The sequence below is a fragment of the Hoeflea sp. Naph1 genome (genome assembly GCF_046837775.1).
In the GTDB taxonomy this organism is placed as follows: Bacteria; Pseudomonadota; Alphaproteobacteria; order Rhizobiales; family Rhizobiaceae; genus Hoeflea.
This window is the reverse complement of record NZ_CP177286.1, coordinates 3,603,378-3,616,680: the sequence shown is the minus strand read 5'-3', so window position 1 is coordinate 3,616,680 and position 13,303 is coordinate 3,603,378. Positions and strand designations below refer to the sequence as shown.

The following is a 13,303-nucleotide window of genomic DNA, read 5'->3' as shown; positions in this document are numbered from 1 at the left end:
TGCCACGCCGAAAAGAGGAAGGCATGATGGTCTCAACGACCCAGCCCGTTTACGAATTGCGCGCCCGTCGCCATGGTCCGGGGGATACCGAGGTTGAAGTGTGGCAAATGCCCTCGCTGGCGACACCGCAAATCACTTCGTCGGTGCGCCTTGGCGGTCTGCGCGGTCGCAATCTTGAGCTGACCGAGCATCGAATCTTGAAGCGTCTCAAAGAGAGCGGCATCCGCCTTGATCTCCTGCCGATCGAAGGAATGGGATCGGCGCTGTCAGAAGATATCGCGCTGCGCTTGGCGCTGTTGTTTCGCACACTTGCGCCGATGCGCAATCGCGACAATATGCGCCTCGTCGCCGAAGGCATCGAGGGCATGGGCAAGGAAGAGGCCGGTTATTGGCTTGGTATGTCGGTCCACCGCAAGAACCCGCGACGTGTGCTCACCGCGCTGCGTATCCTGCTTACGGATCCGGCGAAATGATGGAAGAAGAGCGTATGTCTGATGTGCGACTGATTGAACGATGGTTGCCTATCGCTGAAATAGGCATCGAGGGACTTCGGGAACGCACGCCGATGACGCCGTTTCCTGCTCCCAACCGCTTGCACGTCTGGTGGGCAAGGCGACCGTTGGTAGCGTCTCGCGCAGCTGTACTCGCTTCGTTGCTGCCAGCCGGAGCAAGTCATGACGCATTCCTGCACGCGCTAGGCATTCACGGTGACCCTTTGGCCGCCAAGAGACGCATCGCGGTCGCTGACCGCAAGGGCGAACGCCTAGGAAAAGACGCGTATGGTTATCCTCGTGCGTTTGGTCATCGAGCAGCTAGTGCAGAGCTCAAGTCTCTAAAATCGCCTCCCAATGCCACCATTCTGGACCCAACAGCGGGTGGCGGCGCAATACCGTTCGAGGCGATGAGGCTAGGTTATAAGTCCATTGCCAATGATTTGAATCCGGTTGCAGCCACAATACTGAGCGCAACTGTTGATCTCCCGCAGCGATTTGGACTGGCATTGGTTGACGAGTTTGAAGCAACAGGGATCGCATTTCGAAATCGCATTCGGGCTAGATTTTCGGACGCCTTTCCAGAGGAGCCGACCCGAAATACGCGCCCCGACGGCTACCTATGGGCACGCACGATTTCGTGCCCATATTGTTCCGGGAAAATTCCATTGTCCCCAAACTGGCGTTTGAATGGGGAGGGTGTTGGAGTTCGATTGGTTGCCCATATGGCTGGCGGCCCTGGCTCAACGAGACGAATCTGTTCGTTCGAAATTGTCGATAAGCTGGCTGACCATTCGAAGGGAACGGTGTCAGGTGGCGATGCGACTTGCCCTTTTCCAGATTGTGCCAGGGTAGTAGATGGAGATGAAGTTAAGCGCCAAGCTCAGACCGGTGGAATGGGTGATCAATTGTTCACTGTAGTCTACAAGCGCAGAATTGAGACAAAGCTAAAGTCCGGCAAAGCAGGAAAACCAAAGTGGACGCGGGGATATCGTGCTCCGCTTCCCGCTGATGACAACGTTGACGAAATACAGCGGCGTCTAGATCAACTCATTCCAGAATGGGAAGTTCTGGATATTATTCCGAATGAGGATATTCCAACTGGAAATAAGACCGACGAGGCTATTCGTTATGGGATGAAGACCTGGCGTGACATGTTTGCTCCGCGTCAGCTTCTTGGGCACGGACTAGCTTCTGAGATATTTCGCGAAATGGTGGAGGAGGATCGCTCTTCTGGACTTTTGTCCGAAATTCGACGGGCCGCCTACATCTACTTGAGTTTTAGCTTGGACAAGCTCCGCGACTACAACTCCCGAATGACCCGTTGGCACGCAACCCGCGAAGTCATGGTCAACACTTTTGACAGGCATGATTTCGCGTTCAAATGGTCATACGCAGAGATGGTCATCATGATTGATGGTCTTGGATATGACTGGGCCGTAGAGCAGACTGGCAAATGCATTCGGGAGCTGGTCGAACTTTCCGCTCCAGATAGCTCAAAAGACGGACCGCTTTTCGCCAACAAATCACTTCCGAATGCAGGAGTGGTGATCTCATCAAAATCTGGCGCTTCGCTCGATCACATCCCCGATGGCTCGGTCGATGCTGTTGTGATGGACCCACCCTATGGGGCGAATGTCATGTATGCTGAGCTTTCAGACTTCTTCTATGTCTGGCTCAAGCGCACAGCCGGGCTGGTGGCGCCTGAGGTCTTCACGCGGCGCCTCACCGACAAACAATCCGAAGCGGTCGCAAACAAAGCCCACTTCAAAGGTGTGAAAGGTGCTGACGCCCTCGCCAACCGTGACTACCAAGAGAAGATGGCCGCAATCTTTGCGGAGTGCCGGCGGGTGCTAAAGACCAACGGCATCATGACTGTGATGTTTACCCACAAAGACACCAGCGCCTGGGATGCGCTGACGAAGGGCTTGATCGAAGCGGGCTTCATCATCACCGCCTCATGGCCGGTGAATACCGAGGCCACAGGCTCGTTGCATATCAAGGACAAGGCTGCGGCAAACTCCACGATCTTCCTCGTCTGCCGCCCACGTCCTGCCGAGCAGGGCGACGAGACTACTTATTGGGAAGATGTGGAGCCGCTGGTGGCCAAGGCCGTCCGCACCCGGGTCGAAGAATTCCAGAAGGCAGGGATTGCCGGCGTCGATCTCTATCTCGCGTCCTTCGGCCCGGCGCTGGAAGAATTCTCGCGCCACTGGCCGCTGAAGCGCGGCACGCCACGCCCCGAGCCCTTGGCGAAGAAACGCCGCAAGCAGGCCGAGCTTTTCGAGGAAGAATTCGATCCCTATGCCGTGACGCCCGAAGACGCGCTCGATGCCGCCCGTCGCGAAGTGAAGACCTGGCGTCTGAACCAGCTTACCCATACCAAGGGTCACGGCGATCTTGATGCAACCACGTCGTGGTTCGTGCTGGCCTGGGACGCGTTCAAGGCGCCGGTGTTCAGCTACGACGAAGGCCTGCGCCTTGCCCGCGCGGTTGGCGCCGACCTCGACGGCCAACTGATCGGCAAGATCTGCGAGAAGAAGGGTTCGGATATCAAGCTTTGGGATAGCGCCACGCGCGCTGCTAAGAATGCCCTCGGCCCCGCCGACGGATCACGCGCCATGATCGACGCAATCCACCATGCTGCCCATCGTGGCAGGACGCGAACCCTTGAAGCGGCTTTCGATCTTCTCAAGGACGCGGGGATCGATGGCGATCCGCAATTTCTGGCCGCGCTCGAAGCCGTGCTCGAAGTTCTGCCGCCGTCCCGCAACTTTGTCGGCTTCGATGTTGCCACCGGCGATGCAAAATCGGCGGCCGACGATTTTGACGCCCTTGAGAAGCTGCGCCGCCTCGCTTTCTCCGACAGAGTGGATGAACCCGAGCAACTATCCATGTTTACGGAGGATGCTGCTTGACGCTTCTGCGCGACACGGCATGGCGTCTCAAATACACGCCGGACGATGGCGACCTCGTTCGACTTTTCTATGTGCCCGCGTTGCGCTCGGCGACCCGATATGATCGCCTTACCGGGTACTTCTCAGCGCGCGCTCTGGCGCTTGCCGCTCGGGGCGTCGAAGGATTGATCGTCAACAATGGGCGGATGCGGCTGATTGTTGGTTGTACACTCGGCGAGGACGAAGTCGCGGCGATCGAACGCGGAGAATCGTTACGCGACGCGGTCGAGCGTACCCTGATCAAGATGCCGGTTTTGTCGGCTAATTCCAGGACTATCGATGCGCTCGAACTGGTCGCCTGGATGGTGGCGAATGGATATCTAGACGTAAAACTCGCAGTGCCCTGCGATCTCGACCGCCGCCCGGTCCGCGACGACAGCATCTTCCACGAAAAGACCGGGATCATTGAGGACAAGACCGGTGATAGGCTGGCATTCAACGGCAGTATCAACGAGACCGAGTTCGGCTGGACGCGAAACTGGGAAAGCTTCAACGCCTTCACTTCCTGGAACGACGGACCGCGGGTAGACGAAGAAGAATCCAGCTTCGCGAAGCTCTGGGCCGACCGAGCTCGCCGGGCGATCACGATTGATGTGCCGACTGCACTGCGCGAGCAGCTGCTGACCTTTCTGCCCGACCCCGAAAGGCTGCCGAAGCGACTTGCAGAACACGACGACCAATCGACTGGACCATCGGCCCCCAGACCCACTCAAGAACCGGCCCCTGAGGACGCACCAAACACCGGCGGGCTGGGGCCAACTGTTTCGGTTGACGAAGAACGCCAGGCCGTTTGGGAGAAGATTGCCAACGCGGCCGTTCATCCCGTCGGCGGCGACCGTGTCGGCGAAGCGACTTCCGCGGTCGTCCCCTGGCCGCATCAAATCCGCGCCTATCATCGCCTTTATGACAACTGGCCGCCGAAGCTTCTGATTGCCGATGAAGTTGGTCTCGGAAAGACGGTTCAGGCCGGGCTGCTGCTTCGCCAAGCCTGGCTGGCGGGCAGGATCAAGCGCGCTCTCGTCCTCGCGCCCAAGAACGTCTGCAAGCAATGGCAGATCGAACTGCGCGAAAAATTCAACCTGAATTGGCCTATCTATGATGGCCAAAAACTGACGTGGTATCGGTCGCCGGCGCGGGATCATGATTTCGAGAAGCCGGTTTCTCGCGAGGCATGGCACCGTGAGCCATTCGTGATCATGTCGAGCCATCTCGCACGGCGCCAGGATCGACAACGCGAAATTCTGGAAGCGGCCGATCCGTGGGATCTGGTAGTCCTCGATGAAGCGCACCACGCCCGAACGAAGGGCGCTGGAACGGCGCAAGCCAAAGGCCCGAACCGGCTTCTCCAATTGATGCGGTCGTTGCGGCATCGAACGGACGGGTTAGTCCTCCTTACGGCGACACCCTTGCAGGTCCATGCCACGGAACTTTGGGATTTGCTCGACCTCCTAGGTCTGCCGGCTGCTTGGACGCCGGATGCCTTTGTCCGCTTCTTCTCGGAAGTTGCGAAGGACCCCGTGACGAATGAAAGCCTCGATTGGCTGTCGGCGCTCTTCCGGGCGAACGAAGCCGAATTTGGAGAGGTCTCGCGGGCGGATGCGGAACGGCAGACCCGACTGAGCGGCCTGAAGACCCGGAAAGTCGTCCAAGCATTGCGGGATCCGGTTTCGATCCCACGACGGCAGCTCTCGCCGGAAGAACGGCGTGCTGCGATTGCGATCATCAAACGGTCGACGCCAGTCAGCGCGCTTGTTTCGCGACACACGCGCGAATTGTTGCGCAAGTATTTCAAGGCTGGAAAACTATCTACGGCCATCGCGACACGCCAAGTCGAAGACCGCTTCATTCCGCTATCGGCAGAGGAAGGCGATCTCTACCAGCAGGTTGAGACCTACATTTCGGAAACCTACAACGCTGCGGCGCCCGAAGCCCGCAACGCCGTAGGGTTTGTGATGACCATCTATCGCCGCCGCCTTGCCTCAAGCTTCCATGCGCTTCGGCAAACAATGGAGAAACGCAAGGGCGGCGTCGGAGGGCTCCTCATGGCGGCGGATGAAGCCAGAATCGACGAGGACGTTGCCGACCAAGTCGAAGCTGGTGAAGAAATCGATATCGAAACAGTGTCCGAGGATGAGCGTCGCGCCCTTGCGTTCGAAGAAATCGCGACTATCGAAACCATAGTCGACGAGATCAAGCAACTGCCAACCGACAGCAAAGCGATGGAGCTTTCGAGGGTTCTGGGTGACCTCAAAGGCAGCGGCTACCCGCAGGTGATGGTATTCACCCAGTTCACCGACACCATGGACTATTTGCGAAATTTGCTTGTCGGCGCCGGCAACTCGGTGATGTGCTTTTCCGGGCGCGGCGGCGAAGTCCGCAACACCGATGGGACTTGGACATTAATCACACGCGACGAGGTCAAGCGATGCTTCAAAGAAGGACGTTCAGAGGTTCTGGTCTGCACTGACGCCGCAGCAGAGGGCCTGAACTTTCAGTTCTGTGGTGCTTTAGTGAACTATGATATGCCTTGGAACCCTATGCGGGTTGAACAGCGAATTGGTCGCATCGATCGCCTGGGCCAGCGCTTCTCCGATATTCGGATCATCAATCTTCACTATGAAGATACCGTCGAGGCCGACGTTTATCGTGCTCTGCGAAGCCGCATTTCAATTTTCGAAAAAGTGGTTGGTGGCCTTCAGCCAATACTTACAAGGCTTCCGCGCCTAATCGAGGAATCTGTTCTATCCAAGTCCAGCGGCCCGGAGGGCAAGCGCGACGACGCGCTACATGCGCTAGACAATGCCATTGCGGTCGGGGAAGGGTCCACACTGGACCTAGATGAGTTTGCGGACGAGGATCTTGAGGTTCCACCGCGCCCTGATCCTGCGCTAACGCTCTCCGATCTCCGCGCTGTTCTGGATCGGCCCATACTGCTACCGCTCGGGACAGAAGCGGTTCACCTCGACGAGAAGGACTATCGCCTCATCGATGGTTTCCTCCCGTATGCTGTTCGCATCACGGTGGATCGCGAGTTCTACGAAATGCATTCTGATAGTGTTGAATTTTGGACGCCGGGTAGTCCGACATTTCCCGAGTTGTCGGTATACCGACGGTAATTTCCGATGACGGTCTTGCTCGCCACCCGCGCGGCATTCAGAACCGGGCAGAATTTGAAGCAGGATTTCTCTATATTTTCTATAGCCTTAGAAAAATTCACTATAACGGCGCAGGCAACAGGTCGGGAGAACACGTCCCCGGAGAGAACGATTCTGGGCTCCCAAGTGTGGAGGTCGGTGGACAGCCTCACCCGTATACCCCTCGAAAACAACGGAAGAATCCGGCCACGGCCGGATCGGGAGAACGCTTTCGCGAGGGCAAGTGGCGGAGAGGAAGGGATTCGAACCCTCGATACCGTTCCCGGTATACTCCCTTAGCAGGGGAGCGCCTTCGACCACTCGGCCACCTCTCCGTTGAGTGGTCTGTTACCTTAGCGTGGCGTGGTAATCAACTGCAATTCGGCAGAGAAACTGGAGACAAGCGACATGAGATACCCACGCTGGTCATGCGGTCCTGCATTGCCGGGCTCGTGCTGCTTCCCGTTGCTCGGTCTGCCTTCGATTTTTGGGTTGTTTTGGCTCCGGCTTGCCTTGTGTTTGCCGGCGAGGTCGGCTGTTTGACGTGGGCTTGGTTTCAGCCGCGCTGTTGATGACATCAAGCGCAACCGCACATTGATCAAGGTCATTGGTGGCGAGGTGGGCGTAACGCAGCGTCATCTGGATGGTCTGGTGACCCAGGAAACCTTAAACGCGCCTGAGATCAATTCCCGCCTGGACTAGACGCGAGGCGCAGGTATGGCGGAGGATGTGAGGCACCATGTGCGGGTCACTGTCAAAATGATTGAGTTTACGCGCCCTGTTCCAATTGTATTTGAAATTCGGATAAGAAATTGTGGAAAAAGGTCCAGGGCCACCGAAGTTTCGCGCAGAATTCAGCGCCTGGGCGGCGCGAATCGTCAAGGGGACCGAGCGGCTCTTGCCGGATTTGGTGATCCAGAAGGTGGCAACATTACCTTGGATGTCGTTCCATTTGAGGGCCAGAGCCTCACCGATCCGGGCACCGGTATCGATCAGGAAGCGGCAAAGAAGTTCGTGATGCGGGTTGTGCTGGGCGATGGTTTGAAACATCACGCCTTCCTCCTCGGCAGTCAAAAACCGCACGCGGGAGTTGCGTTCGCGCAAGCGAACGTAAGTCGGGAGCCTTGGAATTTGTCCGCTCCTATTTGCTTTCCGCAGCAAGCGGTAGAGCGCTGATAATTTACGATTTATGGTTGAATTTCGATTGCCTCTGCTCCGAAAATAATCAACCAGCTTGTCGATCAGTATATCATCATAGGTTGCAATTTTATGCAATACTACAAAGTCATGAATCTCAGAAATGAAGGCGTAGCAGCTATCTTTGTGACGGCCGTTTTCCCAAAGGACCCCGGCATGTTGCAGCCAGAGAGAATGCAAGTTGGGGAGGGGAGCGGATAACTGAAGGGTAGTGGGGTTAGTTTCCAAGGTTGTATCTTCCGGGAGAATACACTCTGGAGCAGTGAAGCTGGATCGGAAACCAAAAATCAAGTATGTTTATATTCATTACAACTTTCAGCATGTGAAAAAGAAAAAATGCCGGCGATCTAAATCGCCGGCAAAATTCCGTGAAATCAGATGAAGTCTGATTAGAACGAGCGCTGCACGCGGAAGTAACCACCGAACTTGCCGTCGTCAGCAGTACCTTTGTCAACGTACAAGACTTCAGGTGTCACGGTCAGGCCAGGTACCAATTCGTAAGCAACGTTAGCACCCAAGCTCCACGCGTCAGAGTTAGCTGCTGTGTTGCTTTCGCGCCAGTTGCCCTGGATGTTGAAAGCGGCCTTGTCTGTCAGCTGGTAAGAGCCACCAGCGATGACGGCAAAGGTCTCGTCTGTAGCAAGGCCATCGCTCCAAGTGGTGTAACCCGAAGAGTTTTCACCGTAGAGCAGCATTGCGAAGACGGATGCCCGATCATTGAGGGTCACGTCTGCACGGATCTTGCCTGCCCAGCCACCACGTTCTGTGCCGCCAAAATCGTCACGGGAATCCCAAGCGAAGACGCCGCGCAGCTGAACCATGCCTGCGGTGTAACCGATACCGGCAACAACATGCGGCATGTAGTCGTCGATACCCCAGTTCCCCGAGCCATCTGTTGTGCTTGCGCCGTTAATATTAGCAGCATTATATTTAGTGCCTACGGCACCATAGCTATCGTCGCCCTGCTCAAGCGCCAATGTTGCGCTGAATGGACCGCTATCATAGGTATAGCTGATCAGGTTGGTATCATAATGCCCTGCAGCAAAGAGATAATCGTCGTTCATCAAGCCGCCGGCATAACCAGTGAAGGTGATGAATCTTGACTCGTCTTTACCGACGCGAAGACCGCCAAGCTGAATCCAGGCAAAGTTGAGCGTGGAACTCGACAAGGTGGCGTAACCGTCAGCAGCACCTGCAACAGCAGTGTTGTAGTTGGCATTCGTGTCGTAGTTGAAGCGAACTTCAGTGTAGGTACGCAGGGTGCCCATTTCGGTTTCCGAAGCAGTCGACGTACGGAAAGCGAAACGAGCGCGCTTGAAATAGGTCTCTTCGCCAGTGTTCGAAGTGCGCTCGAACAGGTCGCCGCCGCCGATGTCGTAACGCAGATAGCCGTGAATGCGCAGGCAAGTCTCGGTGCCCGGGATGTAGAAGAAACCAGTGCCGAATGCATCGCAAACGCGGACGTATTCAACGGGTTCCGGCTCAGCTGCAACGATAGCGTCTGCAGCGCGAGCGCCGGATACAGCAACGAGGGCTGCTGCGGAGCCGAGGAGTAGGCTCTTGATGTTCATGTTCTGACCTCCAGTCAAAAGATGAACTGGAAAATCGGTCTCATGGCTAACTGATTGATAACTATCGAAATACTAGCTTTTCAGTACTTTAGCGGATCGCCTCCAAGATCGTTTGTTGGCAGCAGATAACTGCGGAGCAGGCGTCTGCAGCTCTGTCGGCGGCCGAGTAGAGCCTCGCCGCGTCTCATAAAGAGGTCCTGTTCTGATGCCGGGAGGCAGACGACCGGCAAATACTTATTGTCCAGGAGTGGCAGATCTCGACCAGCTCCACTTCCTATACGAAAAGCGCGTCAGACCGGACCGCAGTCGCGCACGGCTCAGTCAGACAAAGACGAGGAGGAGGCCGCACCGTAAGCAGGCACCACTTTAGAGAGCCGCAGTTGATTCAAGCCTATGGAGCAAGCATGAGAATCAGTCCGCCCGACCAAAGCCCGGGTTTTCCGGCAATTTTTCTCGCGATTCCCCGCGTTTTTGAGCTTAAGGAGGACGAGAAACCTAACGAGGGGTAAACAAAACAGCCGGCTGGCTCGGATTTCGTGTCATTTGTGCAACAGGGCGATGTGAAGGCATGGCAGGGAGGGGCCAACGGGGTTGATCGGCGTTGCGTGGGCGGTGCTGGCGAGTATGTTCGTTTTCGAAGGCAAGGCGGCACCGTCTTTCTTCTTCCATCGTGGGGATGGGGCAGGGAATGCTGTCCTTCAGCGAAAACCCAGACCCTTTAAATACTTTTGACTGGAGGTCAGAACATGAACATCAAGAGCCTACTCCTCGGCTCCGCAGCAGCCCTCGTTGCTGTATCCGGCGCTCGCGCTGCAGACGCTATCGTTGCAGCTGAGCCGGAACCCGTTGAATACGTCCGCGTTTGCGACGCATTCGGCACTGGCTATTTCTACATCCCGGGCACCGAAACCTGCCTGCGCATTCACGGCTATCTGCGTTACGACATCATGGGCGGCGACCTGTATTCGCACACTTCGCGTACCGGTGATGAAACTTACAACAAGCAGATGCGCTTCTCGTTCCGCACGTCGACCGCTTCGGAAACTGAACTCGGCACCCTGCGCACCTACACTGAAACCCGTTTCAACTGGGCAGACAGTCAGGATGTTGTTCCGGGAACATTCCCCGTCACGACGGCTAATGGTTACAGCCACGGTTCCAACGTTTCGCTGAACTTTGCTTGGATCCAGCTCGGTGGTCTCCGCGTTGGTAAGGACGAATCGCTGTTCTCCACCTTTACCGGTTATGCCGGTGCAGTGATCCAGGATACGCTTGCTGGTGGTTACGGCCCGTTTGACACCAACCTGATCAGCTACACGTACAATAGCGGCGCCTTCCGCGCAGCTATCGCTCTTGAACAGGGTGCTAGCGATACAGGATATGTTAACGGTGTTGCGCTCGCCGCTACGGCGCGCTCTGGCTGGGGCATTGACGATTACATGCCGCATGTTGTTGTCGGTCTCGGCTACAATGCCGGCATGGTTGATCTTTCCGGTGTGTTTGCATGGGATTCCCGTGACGACCTCGGTGCCGTTCAGTACGGTGGCTGGGCTGCCAAGCTCCGCGCTGACGTAACCATCAACGACATGGCTTCGGTCTTCGCAATGCTCCAGTATGGTGAAAACTCTTCGGGTTACACCACTTGGGCAAACGGCCTCTCCACCGACGAAACCTGGTCGGTTATCGCTGGCGGTACGCTGAATGTTTCCGAAAAGGCAAGCATCAACGTTCAGGGTCAGTGGGTCGAAAGCAACACTGTTAACTCCGACGCTTGGTCGCTGGTTGGTAACGTTGCTTACACCCTGGTCCCGGGCCTCGTGGTCACGCCTGAAGTTGCGTACTACGACGACGGTTCCGTCAACGGTGGCGATTTCGGTGCACAGCTTCGCGTGCAGCGCTCGTTCTAATCAAACCTCGGTTTGATCTGATAGAACCCGGCAGCCTTGGCTGCCGGGTTTTTTGTTGTCTTTGTTCCGGCATTACTCGCAGCTAGCTACCGTTCTCCGACCCTTCCGGCATTTGGCTTGGCCAAGCCGAACTGGCGATGCTAGGTTCGTCCACGACAAATTCTTGGCGGAGATATCATGGTCAATTGGAAATCCTGGATTTGGCCGGGGCTGGCGGCAGTCGCGTGTCTGACTGCTCTGGCAATGTGGTTTCGCGCCGACATCATTGAAGCCGATCTCAGAAAGCGCGCGCTCCTGGCACTTGAACCTCATCAAGGATGGGTCCAGCTTTCGGTTCGGGGGCGTGACCTCAGGCTCACCGGCCTGGCGCCGGACGAGCCAAGCCGCGCCAAGGCGCTGGAAATAGTTCAAGCTCTTTACGGTGTGCGCGTAGTGAACAATGCGTCAGGGCTGTTGCCGCTGGAATTACCCTATCGCCTGTTGGCAGAAAAAACCGAGCACGGGGTGACGTTGAGTGGTTTCGTGCCCAATGAGGCAACACGCAAACAGGTAATTGCCGACCTGACCGCGATGCTGCCGGGGATCGCGCTTCTTGATCAGATGAAACTGGCGCGCGGTGCACCCGATCACTTGACGGAGCTGGCCGATTTCGGGCTTGCGGCATTTTCCTGGTTTTCGACCGGGGTGGTGGAAATTTCCGATACAGTCGTCAAGGTGAGCGGGCAGGCGCTTAATCCTGAAGATCACGAGGCGGTCTTGTCAGCGCTTGCCGCACCGCTGCCGGCGGGTGGAACCTTGGGCGATGTGGAAATTACACCCGCGAGCGTGACCGAGGGCTATGGTTGGAGTGCGGAAATTGATGCGCAGGGGATCAACTTGGCTGGCTACGCGCCCAGCCCGGAGGTTCGCCAGCAGATTGTCGATGCGGCAATGTCCGTCAGGTCTGGTGTGAAGGTTGTCGACGGGATGCGGTTTGCGGCCGGTGTGCCGGTTGGGGTCGATTGGCTGGCTGCTTCGTCTGAAGCCATGTCGGTCCTTTCCCATCTGGCAGAGGGGCGGGCTTCGATACGCGGCAATGTGCTTGATTTGTCCGGGCAGGCTGCAACAAGCGATGATTTTCGCAAGGTCCAGCAGATTCTCGATGACGGTTTTAGCAGTGGGTTGGTGCTCGGTACTGCTGATATCGGTATCGTTGCGGTATCGCCCTTCGAGTGGTCGGCCAGCCGGTCCGATGCCGGGCTGGTCCTTGACGGATTTGTCCCGGGGGAAGCAACCCGGGCGCGGCTTGCCGAGATTGCCGGGTTGAAATTCGGTGCGCTGACAATTGAGGACCGGCAAAAGACTGCCAACGGTGCCCCGAAAGAGTTTGAGACCGCAGTACTTGCAGCGTTGCAGGCGCTCAGCCGGCTTGATGATGATGCCGAGGTTCGGGTGAACGGCCGGAAGGTGATCGTGCGGGGAGAGGTTCTGAACCCGGCTGCGCTGCAGGTAGTCAAACAGGCGATGGCCGAGGATTTGCCGCAGGGCTATGAAGCCGATACGCAAGTGGCCGTGCGACCGGTGCCGGAGGACGTGCTGGATTCGGCTTCGTGCCAGCGACGGCTCGACCAGTTGACCGGCGCAAACTCCGTGCTGTTTGACACTGCTCAGGCAAATATTCAGCCCCACTCCCATGGCTTCCTTGACCATATTGCATTCGCGGCCAGCCAATGCGGAAACATCCGGCTGGAAATCTCAGGGCATACCGATTCAGATGGTGCGGAGGACGCCAATCTGGATCTTTCCGAGCGCCGGGCGGCCTCGGTTATCGAATTTCTGGTTGAAGCCGGTGTGGAAGCGGACCGGTTGTCCGCAATCGGCTATGGTGAAGCTCGGCCTGTGGCCGACAATGGTACCAGCACGGGCAAGACGGCAAATCGCCGGATCGAGTTTCGAGTGCTGAAATGAAGGGGCTCTGCCCCGGAGGAGGAGACGATGGCTTACGTGTTCATGCATATGTGGTTCTGGCTCTTGTGTGCATTCCTGGTCGGCGGGTTCGTGGGTTGG

At 56.9% G+C, this 13,303-nt stretch carries 7 protein-coding genes and 1 tRNA gene; 5 read left to right on the top strand and 3 right to left on the bottom strand.

The window, feature by feature from the left end; genetic code table 11:
- Window positions 1-23 precede the first annotated feature (23 nt).
- The 3 genes from ACK6D9_RS17370 to ACK6D9_RS17360 are packed head-to-tail and all read left to right on the top strand — an operon-like array spanning window position 24 to window position 6,564.
- Window positions 24-473 (top strand): hypothetical protein, encoded by a 450-nt coding sequence (locus ACK6D9_RS17370; RefSeq protein WP_412049466.1) that lies wholly within the window; start codon window positions 24-26, stop codon window positions 471-473.
- Entirely contained in the window at window positions 470-3,409 is a 2,940-nt protein-coding gene (locus ACK6D9_RS17365) for a DUF1156 domain-containing protein (RefSeq protein ID WP_412049465.1), read from the top strand. The genes ACK6D9_RS17370 and ACK6D9_RS17365 overlap by 4 nt, the downstream gene beginning before the upstream one ends.
- The gene (locus ACK6D9_RS17360) at window positions 3,406-6,564 is read left to right on the top strand and encodes an SNF2-related protein (RefSeq protein WP_412049464.1); all 3,159 of its coding nucleotides are present in this window, start codon (window positions 3,406-3,408) and stop codon (window positions 6,562-6,564) included. The genes ACK6D9_RS17365 and ACK6D9_RS17360 overlap by 4 nt, the downstream gene beginning before the upstream one ends.
- 263 nt (window positions 6,565-6,827) lie before the next feature.
- Here ACK6D9_RS17360 and ACK6D9_RS17355 read toward each other — a convergent pair.
- The 3 genes from ACK6D9_RS17355 to ACK6D9_RS17345 form a co-directional block, all read right to left on the bottom strand.
- A tRNA-Ser gene (locus ACK6D9_RS17355) sits at window positions 6,828-6,917 on the bottom strand.
- 331 nt (window positions 6,918-7,248) lie between these two features.
- Complete coding sequence (locus ACK6D9_RS17350; protein ID WP_412049463.1) at window positions 7,249-8,007, bottom strand: tyrosine-type recombinase/integrase; 759 nt, start codon at window positions 8,005-8,007, stop codon at window positions 7,249-7,251.
- Between the two features lie 161 nt (window positions 8,008-8,168).
- A complete protein-coding gene (locus tag ACK6D9_RS17345; RefSeq protein ID WP_412049462.1) occupies window positions 8,169-9,350 on the bottom strand; it encodes a porin in 1,182 nt (393 codons plus the stop codon).
- A 746-nt stretch (window positions 9,351-10,096) separates the two neighbouring features.
- Between ACK6D9_RS17345 and ACK6D9_RS17340 the strand changes: the two genes are divergently transcribed.
- Entirely contained in the window at window positions 10,097-11,257 is a 1,161-nt protein-coding gene (locus tag ACK6D9_RS17340; RefSeq protein ID WP_412049461.1) for a porin, read from the top strand.
- 177 nt (window positions 11,258-11,434) lie between these two features.
- Window positions 11,435-13,204, top strand: coding sequence for an OmpA family protein (locus ACK6D9_RS17335; protein ID WP_412049460.1), 1,770 nt, complete (start codon window positions 11,435-11,437; stop codon window positions 13,202-13,204).
- The last annotated feature ends 99 nt before the right edge of the window (window positions 13,205-13,303 follow it).